The 14,782-nt window shown below is 65.6% G+C and carries 14 protein-coding genes and 1 pseudogene; 8 read left to right on the top strand and 7 right to left on the bottom strand.

The genetic code is table 11. The features are described from left to right. Positions 1-3 precede the first annotated feature (3 nt). Positions 4-417, bottom strand: coding sequence for a Zn-ribbon domain-containing OB-fold protein (locus tag XI08_RS04565; protein ID WP_028172362.1), 414 nt, complete (start codon positions 415-417; stop codon positions 4-6). 179 nt (positions 418-596) lie between these two features. Between XI08_RS04565 and XI08_RS04570 the strand changes: the two genes are divergently transcribed. The 4 genes from XI08_RS04570 to alkB all read left to right on the top strand — a co-directional run bounded on the left by XI08_RS04570 (position 597) and on the right by alkB (position 4,342). After that, complete coding sequence (locus XI08_RS04570; RefSeq protein WP_271573524.1) at positions 597-1,946, top strand: amidase; 1,350 nt, start codon at positions 597-599, stop codon at positions 1,944-1,946. Then, entirely contained in the window at positions 1,939-2,625 is a 687-nt protein-coding gene (locus XI08_RS04575; protein ID WP_271573525.1) for a DUF2848 domain-containing protein, read from the top strand. Before XI08_RS04570 ends, XI08_RS04575 begins: the two co-directional genes overlap by 8 nt. Positions 2,626-2,932: 307 nt before the next feature. After that, positions 2,933-3,679, top strand: coding sequence for a 2OG-Fe(II) oxygenase (locus tag XI08_RS04580; RefSeq protein ID WP_271573526.1), 747 nt, complete (start codon positions 2,933-2,935; stop codon positions 3,677-3,679). A gap of 9 nt (positions 3,680-3,688) precedes the next feature. Then, entirely contained in the window at positions 3,689-4,342 is a 654-nt protein-coding gene (gene alkB, locus XI08_RS04585; RefSeq protein WP_271573527.1) for a DNA oxidative demethylase AlkB, read from the top strand. Between the two features lie 86 nt (positions 4,343-4,428). Here alkB and XI08_RS04590 read toward each other — a convergent pair whose 3' ends face one another. The 6 genes from XI08_RS04590 to hpaH all read right to left on the bottom strand — a co-directional run bounded on the left by XI08_RS04590 (position 4,429) and on the right by hpaH (position 11,003). Further along, positions 4,429-6,054 (bottom strand): thiamine pyrophosphate-dependent enzyme, encoded by a 1,626-nt coding sequence (locus XI08_RS04590; protein ID WP_271573528.1) that lies wholly within the window; start codon positions 6,052-6,054, stop codon positions 4,429-4,431. A gap of 25 nt (positions 6,055-6,079) precedes the next feature. Continuing rightward, positions 6,080-6,949, bottom strand: a complete 870-nt coding sequence (locus tag XI08_RS04595) for a fumarylacetoacetate hydrolase family protein (RefSeq protein ID WP_271573529.1) — start codon at positions 6,947-6,949, stop codon at positions 6,080-6,082. A gap of 175 nt (positions 6,950-7,124) precedes the next feature. Then, positions 7,125-8,108: a 3,4-dihydroxyphenylacetate 2,3-dioxygenase gene (gene hpaD / locus XI08_RS04600; protein WP_271573530.1), complete on the bottom strand. Its 984-nt coding sequence runs from the start codon at positions 8,106-8,108 to the stop codon at positions 7,125-7,127. A 126-nt stretch (positions 8,109-8,234) separates the two neighbouring features. Further along, positions 8,235-9,773, bottom strand: coding sequence for a 5-carboxymethyl-2-hydroxymuconate semialdehyde dehydrogenase (hpaE, locus tag XI08_RS04605; protein ID WP_271573531.1), 1,539 nt, complete (start codon positions 9,771-9,773; stop codon positions 8,235-8,237). Beyond that, positions 9,766-10,164: a 5-carboxymethyl-2-hydroxymuconate Delta-isomerase gene (locus tag XI08_RS04610; RefSeq protein ID WP_271573532.1), complete on the bottom strand. Its 399-nt coding sequence runs from the start codon at positions 10,162-10,164 to the stop codon at positions 9,766-9,768. The genes hpaE and XI08_RS04610 overlap by 8 nt, the downstream gene beginning before the upstream one ends. Positions 10,165-10,196: 32 nt before the next feature. After that, on the bottom strand, positions 10,197-11,003 hold the full coding sequence (hpaH, locus tag XI08_RS04615; protein ID WP_271573533.1) for a 2-oxo-hept-4-ene-1,7-dioate hydratase: 807 nt from the start codon (positions 11,001-11,003) through the stop codon (positions 10,197-10,199). Between the two features lie 111 nt (positions 11,004-11,114). Here hpaH and hpaR point away from each other — a divergent pair, with 111 nt between their 5' ends. From hpaR to XI08_RS04635, 4 genes and pseudogenes are all read left to right on the top strand, one after another. Next, the gene (hpaR, locus tag XI08_RS04620; protein ID WP_027544067.1) at positions 11,115-11,633 is read left to right on the top strand and encodes a homoprotocatechuate degradation operon regulator HpaR; all 519 of its coding nucleotides are present in this window, start codon (positions 11,115-11,117) and stop codon (positions 11,631-11,633) included. A gap of 91 nt (positions 11,634-11,724) precedes the next feature. Further along, positions 11,725-12,045 (top strand): annotated as a pseudogene (locus XI08_RS04625) (Ldh family oxidoreductase); the annotation flags it as partial. 115 nt (positions 12,046-12,160) lie between these two features. After that, the gene (locus tag XI08_RS04630) at positions 12,161-12,937 is read left to right on the top strand and encodes an HpcH/HpaI aldolase family protein (RefSeq protein ID WP_027544069.1); all 777 of its coding nucleotides are present in this window, start codon (positions 12,161-12,163) and stop codon (positions 12,935-12,937) included. 201 nt (positions 12,938-13,138) lie between these two features. Beyond that, entirely contained in the window at positions 13,139-14,662 is a 1,524-nt protein-coding gene (locus XI08_RS04635; RefSeq protein WP_271573534.1) for a UxaA family hydrolase, read from the top strand. Positions 14,663-14,782: the final 120 nt, after the last annotated feature.

A 14,782-nucleotide genomic window follows, 5' to 3' on the forward strand; every position in this document is an offset into this window, starting at 1 on the left:
GGCTTACCCCTTCGCCGGACGGAACACGGGAAGGGTGATCTTGTCGTCGAGCTCCTGGAAGGCGACCTCGAGCTTCATGTCGAGCTCGAGCGCCTCCGGGGTCTGCGGGCAGTCGATGATGTTGCTCATCATCCGCGGTCCCTCGGCAAGCTCGACGACGGCGATCGCATAAGGCGGCGTGAAGCCGGGCGCGGCGGGACGGTGGTTGATCACGTAGCTGTAGAGGAAACCCTTGCCGCTCGCCTTGAAGATGCTGACCTTGCGCGAGGCGCAGGACGGGCAGAACGGGCGCGGCGGAAAGTAGACATGCGCGCAGGCGTCGCAGCGTTGCAGGCGCAGTTCGCCCGCTTTCGTGCCGTCCCAGAAATGCTGGGTTTCCGGCGTCGGTTTTGGTCGCGCGCGCTGCGGTTCGGCCATGTCGGCGGGTCCTCCCGGGCAGCAGGCCTTTGTGCCTGCCTGTTTCGATCTTGATGCGACAATCGACCATGGCGCGTCAACGGTCCAGCAATGCGCATGCATGCCATCATGCGCACAATGCTTGTGTCGAACTGAGGCAGCGCTATAGATTGCGCGCGCAGATATTCCGTGAGACAGACATGCCCGATTTTCCGACACTTGCGAAGCTCGCCGACGACCTCGAAAGCGGCCGCACCACCTCCCGCAAGCTGGTCGAGGCCTGCATTGCCAGGATCGCCGACCCCGCCGGCGAGGGCCAGCGCACCTTCATCCACGTCGACAAGGACGCCGCGCTCGCGGCGGCGGATGCGATGGACGCCTTGCGCAAGGTCAAGGCCGCGCCGTCGCGCTATGCCGGTATCCCGATCTCGATCAAGGATCTCTTCGATATCAGGGGACAGACGACGCGCGCCGGCTCGCGTGCGCTCGACGATTCCGATCCGGCGGAGCACGACGCCGCGACGGTCGAGCGGCTGCGCAAGGCCGGCTTCGTCCTGATCGGGCGGACCAACATGACCGAATTCGCCTATTCCGGCATCGGCATCAACCCGCATTACGGCACGCCGAAGGGCGCCTGGAACCGGGCCGAGGGGCACGTGCCCGGCGGCTCGTCCTCGGGCGCGGCGGTGTCCGTGCTCGACGGCATGGCGCACGGCGCGCTCGGCACCGACACCGGCGGCTCCTGCCGGATTCCCGCCGCCTTCAACGGCATCGTCGGCTACAAGCCGACGCAACGCCGTGTGCCGCTCGACGGCGCGGTGCCGCTGTCGTTCTCGCTCGACAGCATCGGGCCTCTGGCGCGATCGGTCAGTTGCTGTGCCATACTCGATGCGGTGCTCGCCAACGAGCCGATCGTCGCGCTGAAGCCGCGGCGGATCCAGGGCATGCGGCTGGCGGTGCCCACCACCATCGCGCTCGACGATCTCGATGCGGCAGTGGCCGAGACGTTCGAGCGCGCGCTGAAGACACTTTCTGATCATGGCGCCAGCATCGAGCGCATCGAGATGGCAGAATTCCACGACATCGGCCCGATGAACGCCAAGGGCGGCTTTGCCGCGTCCGAGAGCTACGCCTGGCACCGCTATCTCATCACGTCCAAGGGCGACGTTTACGATCCCAGGGTCTACGTGCGCATCATGCGCGGCGAGGCACAGAGCGCCGCCGACTACATCGATCTCCTCAACGAGCGCCGCTCGCTGATCGCCCGCGTCAATGCTCGCATCGCGCCCTATGACGCCTTGGTGCTGCCGACCACCGCCAACACGCCGCCGAAGATCGCCGATCTCGCCGACGACAAGGCATTCACCACCCAGAACCTGCGCGCGCTGCGCAATTGCACCCTGATCAACATGATCGACGGCTGCGCCATCTCTCTGCCTGCGCATCGCGAGGGCGACGTTCCCGTCGGCCTGATGCTGGCGGGTGCGGGCGGATCGGACCGCCGTATCTTCGAGCTTGCTGCCGGCATGGAGGCCCTAATTCGTGTTTGACCTGACTTTCACCGTCGACGCCCAGGACACCACCACGCCGCTGACGCTGGCGATCGACCAGATGGTCATCGCCGGCTGGACTGGCCGCGATCCCGTCGCGCGCGACAAGCACATCGCCGAGCTGCAAGAGATGGGCATCGCCCCGCCGGCCTCGACCCCGATCTACTATCGCGCCTCGGCACGGCGGCTGACCCTGGAAGACCGCATCGAGTGCTGCGGCGGCGATTCCAGTGGCGAGGTCGAGTTCGTGCTGATCGGCTGGCAGGGCCGCGTCTTCGTCGGCTGCGGCTCCGACCACACCGACCGCAAGGTCGAAGCCTACAACGTCACGGTGTCCAAGCAGATGTGCGACAAGCCGATCGCCTCGACGCTGTGGGAGCTCGAGGACGTCATCGGCCACTGGGACAGGATGATCCTGCGCTCCTACGCCTGGATCAAGGGCGAGCGCGTGCTCTACCAGGAGGGCACGCTGGACGCGATGCTGCCGGTCGCCGACCTCGTCGCGCGGGGCTTCGACGGCAAGAAGCTCCCCGACGGTTGCGCCATGTTCGGCGGCACCTTCGCCGCCAAGGGCGGCATCCGCCCGGCCGACCGGTTCGAGTTCGAGCTGGAGGACCCCGTGCTGAAGCGGACCATCAGGCACGGGTATGACGTGGTGATGTTGCCGGTGCTGGGTTAGCTCTCTCCACCGTCATTGCGAGCGAAGCGAAGCAATCCAGAGTCTCTCCGCGGAACCAGTCTGGATTGCTTCGTCGCAAGGGCTCCTCGCAATGACGGGGACCGGTCGTCGGAAATCGGGTGGTTGTAGCGGCAGCGATCTGCGACACCAACCTCCGTCATTCCGGGGCGCGACGAAGTCGCGAGCCCGGAATCCATTCATCCGCCGTCTCTGCGGCCCGATGGATTCTCAGATGCGCAATTGCGCATCGTAGCTCGCGCCCAAGAGGGCGCGCCCCGGAATGACGGATGTGGATAGGATGATCGCCATGGCTGTCGCCAAACGTATTGCCGCACTAGATTCCGGAACTGACATTGCTGCCCACGTCGATGCCCTCGACTGGTCCCAAATCACCGCCGAGCTCGATACCCAGGGCAGCGCCGTCCTGAAGGGCCTGCTCACGGCCGATCAATGCCGCGCCGTGGCCGCGCTCTATCCCGACGACACCCACTTCCGCAGCCGCATCGTCATGGGCCGCCACGGCTTTGGCCGCGGCGAGTACAAATATTTCTCCTACCCGCTGCCCGATCTGATCGCGCAGCTGCGCCCGGCGCTCTACGCGCATCTGCAAGGTGTCGCCAATCGCTGGAACGAGGCGATGGGGATCGACATCCGCTACCCCGCCGCGCATGCGGCGTTCCTCAAGCGCTGCCACGAGGCGGGACAGGCGCGCCCGACGCCGCTGCTGCTGCAATACGGGAACGGCGACTACAATTGCCTGCACCAGGACCTCTATGGCGAGCACGTGTTCCCGATCCAGGTCGCGATCCTCTTGTCCGAGCCCGGACGTGACTTCACCGGCGGCGAGTTCGTGCTGACCGAGCAGCGCCCGCGCATGCAGTCCCGCGCCGAGGTGGTGCCGCTGGCGCAGGGCGACGCGGTCGCCTTTGCTGTGCATCACCGCCCGGTGCAGGGGACGCGCGGCTCCTACCGGGTTAACCTCCGCCATGGCGTCAGCCGCATCCGGTCCGGCCAACGCCATACGCTGGGTGTGATCTTTCATGATGCCAAATGAGCACAGGAATTGACGGCGGATCTGTTTGATAGCGTCGCGGAGGCGCAGCCCTCGCGTGAAGAGATCGCCGATGGTGCCGTGCTGCTGCGCGCATTCGTCAGGCCGATCGAGAGCGAGCTGATTGCCGCGGTGCGTGCGATCGTTGCACAGTCGCCGTTCCGGCGGATGACCACGCCCGGCGGCTATCAGATGTCGGTGGCGATGACCAATTGCGGCGCGCGCGGCTGGATCACCGACCACACCGGCTATCGCTACGACCCGATCGATCCGCGAACCGGCGCGCCGTGGCCGGCGATGCCGCCGGTGTTTTGCGATCTGGCGCGCCGGGCTGCGGAGCAGGGCGGGTTCACGGGCTTTGCGCCCGATGCGTGCCTCGTCAATCGCTACACACCCGGCACGCGGCTGTCGCTGCATCAGGACAAAGACGAGCTGGACTATTCAGCGCCGATCGTCTCGGTTTCGCTCGGCCTGCCCGCGACCTTCCTGTTTGGCGGCATGGCGCGCAGCGACAAGCCGCGCCGCTTCCGGCTCGTCCATGGTGACGTCGTGGTCTGGGGCGGCCCTAACCGGCTCGCCTATCACGGCGTGGCGCCGCTCGCCGGCGGCGAGCATCCGCTGCTCGGGCAGCAGCGCATCAATCTGACGTTTCGCAGGACGCAGTAGGCGCCTGTCATTCCGGGGCGCGCGTTAGCGCGAACCCGGAATCTCGAGGTTCCGGGTTCGATGCTACGCATCGCCCCGGAACGACATCAAGGCTTCGGCGGGTGGATGAACGCCCACGGGCTGATTTCGGAGTCCCGCGTCACCTCGACCGAGATCAGATACGGCCCGCCATGGGCGAGCGCCTTCTCCATCGCCGCCCTGAACTGATCCGGCGCGGTGACGCGCGCGGCCGCGACGCCGAAGGATTCGGCGAGCTTGACGAAATCCGGGTTGACGAGGTCGGACGCCACCACGCGGCCGTCGAAGCGTTCGCGCTGGTCGCGGCGGACATTGCCATAGGCGTTGTTGTTGAACACCAGCGTCACCACGCCGATGTTGAACTGCACGGCGGTGGCAAGCTCCTGCACGCCGAACATGAAGCCGCCGTCGCCGGTGATCGCCACCACCGGCTTGTCGGGATTGGCGACCTTGGCGCCGAGCGCGGTAGGGAAGCCCGAGCCGAGCGTGCCCTGATAGCCTGACGTGATGAAGGTGCGCGGCTCGTAGATCGGAAAGCCGTACCACGAGGCGAAGCCGACCTGCGACAATTCATCTGTCACGATCGCGTTCGCCGGCAGCACCTCGCGCAGGATGTTCAGATACGCCATCTGCGGCTGGATGCGCTGGATTTCGGCTTGCGCGGTCGCGGTGGCCTCGCGGATCGCGGCGCGGCGGCCGGCGGTCTTGCTGTAGCCGGCCCTGCTGACGGCGGCGGCGAGATCGGCGGTCGCGGCCTTGGCATCGGCGACGATAGCGGTGTCCGAGATGAAGCGCCGCATCTCGACCGGATCGATGTCGATGCGGATGCTCTTCAACCCGTCGGGGCGATAGGGCCAGCGCGACATTGTCGGCAATTCCAGCCGCGAGCCGATGCCGATCATGAGGTCGGTGTTCGGCCACAGCTTGTAGGCGGCAGCCATGGTCAGGCCGAGCTCGTGCGCATTGGAGACGATGCCGCGCCCGCTGCGGAAGGCAACCACGGGCGCATCGATCATCTCCGCAAGCTCGAGGATCTCGGCGCCCGCCTCGATCGCGCCGCTCCCGACGAAGATCATCGGCGCCTTGCTGGTCTTGATCAACGCGGCCGCCTGCCTGATCAGATCGGGATCAGGCAGCGGCGCGGGCAGCGGCTCCAACACCTGCGCGGCCGCGGTGTCGGCGCGCTGGGTGAAGATATCCCAGGGCATCTCGACCGAGACAGGGCCGCGCCGCCCGGAGGTCATCTCCTGGAAGGCGCGCGCCACGGTGGTCGGCGCGTTGCCCGGCGTTTCGATCCGGTCCGCCCATTTCACATAAGTGCGCAGGGTCGCGAGCTGGTCCGGCATCTCGTGCAGATGGCCGCGGCCTTTGCCCAAAAACTGCGTCGGCACCTGGCCGGTGACGCAGAGCACCGGCTCGTTGCAGCCGTAGGCGGTGAGCAGCGCCGCGCTGGCGTTGAGCACGCCCGGGCCGGGCACCACGCTGAACACGCCGGCTCTGCCGCTGGCGCGCGCATAGCCGAACGCCATGTAGCCGCAGGCCTGCTCGTGCCGCGCGCCGATCACCTTGAGCTGCGCCTGATGGAAGGCGTCGAACAGGCCGTAGATTTGCGCGCCGGGCAGGCCGAACACGGTGTCGACGCCATGGGCGACAAGACCGCTTACGATCGCTTCGCCGCCGGTGAGGGTGGTCATTCTGCTATTCCATTTCAATCGTTGGTCAGGCTTCGTCGACGACGCCGTTCCGCAAGCGGCCGATGCCTTCGGCTTCGACCTCGACGACATCGCCCGGCTTCAGATAGCGCGGTGGATCGAACCGCGCGCCGGCGCCGGTCGGCGTGCCCGTGACGATGATATCGCCGGGGACGAGCGTTGCGAAGGTCGAGATGTAGCTGATGAGGTAGCGGAACGGAAACATCAGCCGGCTGGTACGGTCGTCCTGCCGGAGCTCGCCGTTGACATGCGTGGTGAGCCTGATGTCGGCGATCTGGGATTCCTGCGTGTAAGGCACGAGCCACGGACCGAGGCTGCCGCTGGAATCGAAATTCTTGCCCTGCGTGACGTTGAACTTGGCGTGGCGCAGCCAGTCGCGCACCGAGCCTTCGTTGCAGAGCGTGAGGGCGGCGATGTGGTCGAGCGCCGTGCTTTCCGGAATGTGCCGGCCGGCCTTGCCGATGACCAGCACGATTTCGCCTTCATAATCGAGCTGCGCGGAGGCGAGCGGCCGCACCAGCGGCGTGTCGTGGCCGACGAACGAGCGGGGCGAGCGCATGAACATGCTCGGATATTTTGGCGCGTCCTGGCCGTCCTTGTACTCGGCGTTGCGGTCGGGATAGTTGACGCCGATGCAGATGATCTTTTCCGGCGCCGGCACCGGCGGCAGAAAGGTGATGTCACCGATCGCATGATCCGGCGCGCGGCCGGCTGCTTCCTCGGCGAGGTTCACGAGCTTGCCGGCCGCGATCACTTCGCGCAGCGTCGGATAGTCCTTGGTGTAGCGCGCGGAGAGATCGACGACGCCGCCGTCCACGACAGCGCCGTAACGGGTGTCACCCTTGACGGAATAGGTAGCGAGGCGGGGGAGTGTCATTGGTAGCCCACTATTATGCGTCGTCCCGGCGAAAGCCGGGACCCATACCGCGTGATCTCTCGATAAGGCGCGATGACAATCCCGAACGACCAGTCTTCGCCAAACCATTCCCTGTGGTTATGGGTCCCGGCTTTCGCCGGGACGACGGGGAAAGAGTCTTTATTGACCACCAACATCAATCCGCCACCAGCACGTCGGCCACGAATTTCGGCTCGCGCACGGCCTGGCCCGTGAAGGATGTGCCCTGCTCGAACCAGGAGCGTGGGGCGGGTGCGCCCCACAGCGTCTGGCGGCGCGGATCGCGCAGCGACCAGCGCAGCGGCTTGTGGTCGTGATCCCCGGTGAAATAGTCGCTGGTGTAGAGCTCGAGGCGGTGTCCATCAGGGTCGCGCACGTAGAGGAAGAACGCATTCGAGATGCCGTGGCGTCCGGGGCCGCGTTCGATGTTCTTCACGAACCCTTGGGAGGCCATCACGTCGCAGAGATGGATGATGTTCATCGCCGTCGGCGTCCAGTAGGCGAAGTGGTGCAGGCGAGGGCCCTTGCCATTGGTGATCGCAAAATCGTGGACGTTGCCCTTGCGATGCATCCAGGCGGCTGCAATGCGCCCGTTCGGCCCATCTTCCTCGGCGTATTCGGTGAGGCGGAAGCCGAGCCGCGCGTAGAACTCGACGGTGTCCTGAACCTCGGCGGCGAAGACGTTGAAATGATCGAGCCGCTGCGGGTGGCAGCCCCGGTAGAGGTCGTAGCGGCGAAGCAGATGCGGCCGGCGGTCCATCGACGCATAGAGCTCGATCTGGAAGCCGAAGGGATCGGTGAATTGCAGCGTGCGGCCCTGGAAGGGTTGATCGACGAAGGCGTAGGCGAGGCCGTTCTCGGAGAGGAAGGCGGCGGCCTTGTCGAGATCCCCGTCGTTGCCGACCTTGAAGCCGAGCCGGGCGCAGGCGGGAGCAGCCGCCTTGCGCAGCACCAGCGAGTGATGCTGATGCTCCTCGGCCGCGCGCAAATACACGACCTTGTCGTCGGCATCCTCGACATGCAGGCCGACGGTGGTTTCGTAGAACGCTCGGCTGAGCTTCAGATCGGTCACGTCGAGCACGACGTGGCTCGAACGGATGATGTTGAAGGGCGGCTCGAAGACGTGTTGCGGTACCGGCATTGGCGTTTCCCCTCGTTAGGCCCCGTCATTCCGGGGCGGTCCGTCAGGACCGAGCCCGGAATCTCGAGGTTCCGGGTTCTCCGGGCCGCGCTTGCGCGGTCCCGTTGCCCCGGAACGACTGTTTCCCTAAATTCCCAGTTTCTGAATCTTGTGCGTGCCCCGCGCCAGCGAGACGTGCTTGGTTTCCATGTAGAAGTCGAACGAATAGTCGCCGCCGTCGCGGCCGATGCCGGAGGCCTTCATGCCGCCGAACGGCGTCGGCAGATGGCGGACGTTTTCCGAGTTCAGCCAGATCATGCCGGCCTCGAGCGCGTCAGCGACGCGCAATGCGCGGCCCATGTCGTTGGTCCAGACATAGCCGGTGAGGCCATAGCGGATGTCGTTGGCGATCTCGACGGCGTCTTTCTCGTCGCGGAAAGGCAGGACGGTGAGGAACGGCCCAAACACTTCTTCCTGCGCGACGCGCATCTTGCCGTTCGCGCCAGTCACCAGCGTCGGCTCGACATAATGTCCGCCGCCGGGTCCGTCATAGGCCTTGCCGCCGGCCGCGATCGTCGCGCCGTCCTTCCGCGCGACGTCGAAATAGGAGCAGACCTTGGCGAGATGCCGCTCGTGGATCAGCGGACCGATTTCAGTCGCGGGATCGAGGGGATGGCCGACCTTCAACGCCTTCACGCGCGCGGTCAGCTTCTCCACGAATTTCTCCGCGATGCTGGCCTGGATCAGGAGACGGCTGGAAGAGGTGCAGCGCTCGCCATTGAGCGAGTAGATCATGAACACGACGGCATCGAGCGCGCGGTCGAGATCGGCATCGTCGAACACGATCACCGGGTTCTTGCCGCCGAGCTCGAAATGCACGCGCTTCAAGGTCGGCGCGCCCTGAATCATGATCGCAGAGCCTGTCGCGCTCTCGCCGACGAAGCCGATCGCCTTGATGGCGGGATGCTCGGTCAGCGCCTTGCCGGCTTCCTCGCCGAAGCCGTGCACGGTGTTGAGCACGCCGTCGGGGACGCCGGCTTCCTTGACGAGCTTCGCCAGAATAGCCGCCGTCACCGGTGACCATTCGGCCGGCTTGTGCACGACCGTGCAGCCGGCGGCCAGGGCCGGTGCGATCTTCCAGGTCGAGAGCATGAACGGCGTGTTCCACGGCGTGATCACGCCGACCGGGCCGATCGGCACGCGCGTCGAGATATTCCAGTGCTCGTCGCTCGGCGTGTTGAGGCCGTCGCGCGCCTCCGCGCATTTGTCGGCGAAGAAGCGAAAATTTTCGGCGGCGCGGATCGCGGCCTTCGCCATGAAACGATAGGCCTGTCCGGTGTCGATGCATTCCAGAACGGCGATGTCATCGGCATTGTCCTCGATGGCATCAGCCACGCGATGCAGCAGCTTCTTCCGCATCGCGGGCCCCATGTCGCGCCAGGACTTGAAGGCAAGCGCAGCGGCGGTCGCTGCCCGATCGATATCCTCGGCATTGCCGCGCGCGACGCTCGCGAGCACAGCGCCGTCGACGGGTGACTTGGTCTCGAAGGTCTCGCCTGAAATCGACGGGACGATCTTGCCGTCGATCATGTGGCCGATCCCCTCCGCGCGCAGCTTCTTGAGCAGCGGCGCGACGCGGTCGCGGTTGGCCTGGAACACATCGGCTTTCGGGGTGGGCTTATCCATGGGCGGCCTCCACTTTCAGGGCGTCGTGGATGTTGTTGCGCTTCCAGCTGGTGTCCTTGTCGTTGATCTGCATGTCGAACGACAAAGCGAACTTGCCGGCGGCGAAGACGGGATCTAGATGCTTTGAAAGCGCCTGGAAGACGTGCTCGCCCGCTGTCGTGCGGGTGGGGAGGTCACGGCCCTCGCCGATGCGCAGCACCATGTCGAGAAAGCCGTAATCCTGCCTGTTATCCGCAATCGCGTAATGCTCGCATCTGACAGCGCGGACGCGGATGCCGCCGAGCGGGAAGATGCCGGTCTCCACCGCTGCCTTGCGCACCACTTCGCAGACCGCGGCGATGTCGAGGCGGCCATCGAGATTGGCCGAATACTCGATCGTGAAATGCGGCATGGCGGTTTCACTCCCTGTCTTTTTTTGTTCGCCTAGGCGAAGTAGCAGCTCACCGAGCCGTAGGCGTCATAATCGGCCTGAATTGTGTCGCCCTTGCGGGTCTCGATCGGACGGATGAAGGAGCCGGCCAGCACGACCTGGCCGGGCTCCAGCGCAAGGCCGAGCGGCGCGATCTTGTTGGCAAGCCAGGCAACGGCGGTGGCGGGATGATTGAGCACACCGGCGGCAAGGCCGGTCTCTTCCAGCTGGCCGTTCCTGAAGCAAAGCGCGCCGATCCAGCGCAAATCGGCGTCCAGCGGGCGGATCGGCCGCCCCCCGAGCACGATGCCGGCATTCGCCGCATTGTCGGCGATGGTGTCGAAGATTTTTCGCGTGGCCTTGGTCTTGGGATCGACGCGCTCGATCCGCGTGTCCAGGATTTCCAGCGCCGGCACCACGAAGTCGGTGGCGTTGAGCACGTCGAACATCGTGCAGTCGGGCCCGGCGAGGCGCTTGCTCATGACGAAGGCGAGCTCGGCCTCGACGCGCGTCGCGATGAAGCGCTCGGTTGGGATGATCCCGCCGTCGGCGAAGAACATGTCGTCGAGCAGCACGCCGGAATCCGGCTCGTCGATGTTGAGCGCGCTCTGCATCGCCTTCGAGGTGAGGCCGATCTTGTGGCCCTTGACGAGGCGCCCCTCGGCGATCTTGACGTCGACCCAGGCCTTTTGAATCGCGTAGGCGTCAGTGATGGTGATGTCAGGGAAATCCTGCGAGAGCTGCCGGATCTGCGTGCGGGTCTTCTCCGCCTGGTGCAGACGCCTCGCGCAAGCTTGGATATCGTCGTTGGAAAGCGTCATCTGGGATCTTACAAATCGTGGTGCCGGGAGATACTTAACATGTTAAGTGAATGCGTCAAACAGAATCTGACCTTGCTGCACTGCAAACATTTTGCGGTTTGAAAGGGCGTCATGACGAAGAGACCGGCTGATCCCGCCAACGCAAGCGCGCCTGCCGCACGGCAGGTTCCGATGCGCGACTTCTCGCGCTCGCTGCCGATGTCGCTGCTCAGGGCGCGCGAGGCGGTGATGCGGCAGTTTCGTCCCTCGCTGCGCGAGCACGGCCTGACCGAGCAGCAATGGCGCATCCTGCGCGCGCTGGCGGCCATCGAGGCCGCCGAGGTGACGGAACTCGCGCGCACGGCGTTCCTGCTCGGCCCGAGCCTGTCGCGCATTCTGCGCGATCTCGAGGCGCGCAATCTGATCGAGCGCAAGACCGCGAAGGCGGACCAGCGTCGCAGCATGGTCTCGATCTCGAAGGAGGGGGTGAAGCTGATGGCCTCCGTCGCGCCGACGTCGGAGGCGATCTACGCGGAGATCACCAGCCGCTTCGGGGCCCGCAAGCTCGCCGAATTGCAGGAGATGCTCGGCGAGCTCGAACAGAGTCTTGCGGGGCTCGGCGCCGGCAACGAGGCAAGTGCCGAGGAGTGAGGGCCAGGCCCCGATCGTGCCGGACTTCGCGACCTGGTCGTCGCCGAAGGCAAGTGCTGGTGGCTAGCCGCGGCGGCAGAAGCTGCCGAAGGGCGCGCTGACCGGAACCGGGGCCACCTCGGGCGGCCGCCGCTTCGCCAACGGCATGCTGGCGTTCCATGTCGGTCCCGAGGTGGTCGATACCTCCCATGTGTTCGATGCAGAGGTCTCGCGCCATGTCGACTTCATCCGCGCCACCGGGCCGGTGGCCGGGGGCGATCAGGTGCTGATTCCCGGCGATCCCGAACGGAAAACCAGGGCCGAGCGTACCCAGAACGGCATCCCCTTGCCGGATGACACCTGGGCGGCGATAGTGAATACCGCCCGCGAGGTCGGCGTCAGCGAAATCAGCATCCAGAGGGCGACCGCATAGGTCTTGCGTCATTGCAAGCGTAGCGCGGCGCTCCGGTTCGCGCTAACAGCGACGTCGCGCTGTCGCGGCGCTCGTCATGGTGACGACGGTCCAAACAATAAAGAAGGAAGGCAACGTGGCGAACAAGGTCAAGGAAATCTGGAAGTCGGGCAAGGCCGTGGTCAACGCGTGGCTCGCGATTCCCTCAGGCTTCTCGGCCGAGATGATCGCACAATGCGGCTTCGACAGCGTCACGGTCGACATGCAGCACGGCGTGCAGGATTATCTGTCGATGGTGCAGTGCTTCCAGGCGATGGACAAGCATCCGGTGACCCCGATGGTCCGCGTGCCCTGGAACGAGCCCGGCATCATCGGCAAGGTGCTCGATGGTGGCGCCTATGGCGTGATCTGCCCGATGGTCAATACGCCCCAGGAAGCCAGGAACCTCGTTTCCTATTCGAAATATCCGCCGCAGGGCGTGCGCTCCAACGGCCCGATCCGCGCCGGCATGTACGGCACCGCGGGCTCCTACCAGAAGACGGCGAACGCCGACACCATTCTGCTGCCGATGATGGAGACCAAGACCGCGGTCGAGAACATGGAAGCGATCCTCGACGTCGAGGGCATCGACGGCGTCTATATCGGCCCGTCCGACCTCGGCTTCTCCTACGGCCTCGAGCCCAAGCTCGATCGCACCGAGCCTGAGATCCTTGCGATCTATGACAAGATCATCAAGGAGTGCGGCAAGCGCGGCCTCAACCCGGGCATCCATTGCAGCGGCGCCGAAGGCGCGGCGCGCGCCATCAACATGGGCTTCAAGCTGGTGACGCTGTCGAACGAGGTCGGTATGATGACGACCTACGCCAAGATGCAAGTCAACGCGACCCGCAAGGATTCCGGCGGCAAGGCGTAAGCTTCCGTGTCCCGGACGCGGTGCGGCACCATAAGCGCGTTTACGCGCGTCTTTGACGCGCTATGGTGCCGCTCCGCAGAGCCGGGACCCGGTTGCCAGCCCAACACATGATGTGACACTGGGCCCCGGATCAGCAGCGCACCGCTTTCGCGCTGCGCAGCGTCCGGGGCACGATACCTAGAAGACCCAAGGAGACCTTCCATGACCATCAGCCCTGTCATCCGCCTGCATCCCGATGATGGCGTGCTGATCGCGCGCGCGAGCCTGCCGCCGGGAACATCGGTGGCCGACGGCGTGACCACGGTCGAGCGCATTCCCTCCGGCCACAAGGTCGCGATCAAGCCGATCGCCGTGGGCGAGCCGATCAGGCGCTACGGCCAGATCATCGGCTTTGCCACGGTGCCGATCGCGCCGGGCCAGCACGTGCACACGCAGAACTGCGGCATGGGCGATTTCGCCAAGGACTATGCCTATTGCGCCGACGTCAAGCCGACGCCGAATTTCGACCTGCCGGCGACCTTCGAAGGCATCCGCCGCCCGGACGGCCGCGTCGCCACGCGCAACTATATCGGCATCCTCACCTCGGTGAATTGCAGCGCGCATGTCGCGAGCCTCGTCGCCGACGTCTTCAAGAAGAACCCCTTCAACGGCGACAATCCGCTGGCCGATTTTCCCAACGTCGACGGCGTGGTCGCGCTGACGCACAAGACCGGCTGCGGCATGACGCAGAACGAGCCCTTGGCGCTGCTTCGCCGCACGCTCGGCGGCTACGCGCGCCACGTCAATTTCTCCCATGTCATCGTGCTCGGCCTCGGCTGCGAGGTGAACCAGATCGGCGGCCTGATGGAAGAGCAGAAGCTCGCCGGCCGCCTCCGCGCGATGGACATCCAGGAGGTCGGCGGCACCCGCAAGACGGTGGAAGCGGGCATTGCCTTCGTGCGCGAGGCGCTGGCCGACGCCAACAAGGTGAAGCGCGAAACGGTGCCGGCAAGCGAGCTCACCGTGGCCCTGCAATGCGGCGGCTCCGACGGCTATTCCGGCGTGTCCGCCAATCCGGCGCTGGGCGCCGCCAGCGACCTCATCGTCCGCCACGGCGGCACCGTGATCCTGTCGGAAACGCCGGAGACCTACGGCGCCGAGCACCTGCTCACCCGCCGCGCCGTCAGCCGCGAGGTCGGCGAGAAGCTGGTCGACCTCATGCGCTGGTGGGACGCGTACACCGAGCGCGAAGGCGCCGAGATGAACGCCAATCCGAGCCCCGGCAACAAGGCCGGCGGCCTCACCACCATCCTGGAAAAGTCGCTCGGCGCGATGGCCAAGGCCGGCACCACCAACCTCGTCGAGGTGCTGCGCTACGCCGAGCCCATCACCAAGAAGGGCTTCGTGTTCATGGACACGCCCGGCTACGATCCCGTGGCCGCGACCGGGCAGGTCGCCGGCGGCGCCAATCTGGTCTGCTTCACCACCGGCCGCGGCAGCGTGTTCGGCTGCAAGCCGGCGCCTTCGATCAAGCTCGCCACCAACACGCCCATGTACAAGCGCATGGAAGAGGACATGGACGTCAATTGCGGCACCATCCTCGAAGGCGAGGAGAGCGTCGAGCAATGCGGCCAGCGCATCTTCGAGCTCATCCTCAAGACCGCCTCGGGCCAGCCGACCAAGAGCGAGAGTTTTGATTTCGGCGGCGCCGAGTTCGCACCCTGGGTGCTGGGCGCGACGATGTAGCGGTGCTGATGCACCTCGCTGCCGGACCGGCAGCACGAACAGCGGACATCTACGTAATCATACGTAGGTGCCATATGACCGCAGGAGTTCCTGCGGTCACTCGGGATTAAGATTTCGCAC

Origin of the sequence: Bradyrhizobium sp. CCBAU 11361, assembly GCF_028128935.1 — a bacterium.
GTDB classification, from domain to species: Bacteria; Pseudomonadota; Alphaproteobacteria; order Rhizobiales; family Xanthobacteraceae; genus Bradyrhizobium; species Bradyrhizobium niftali.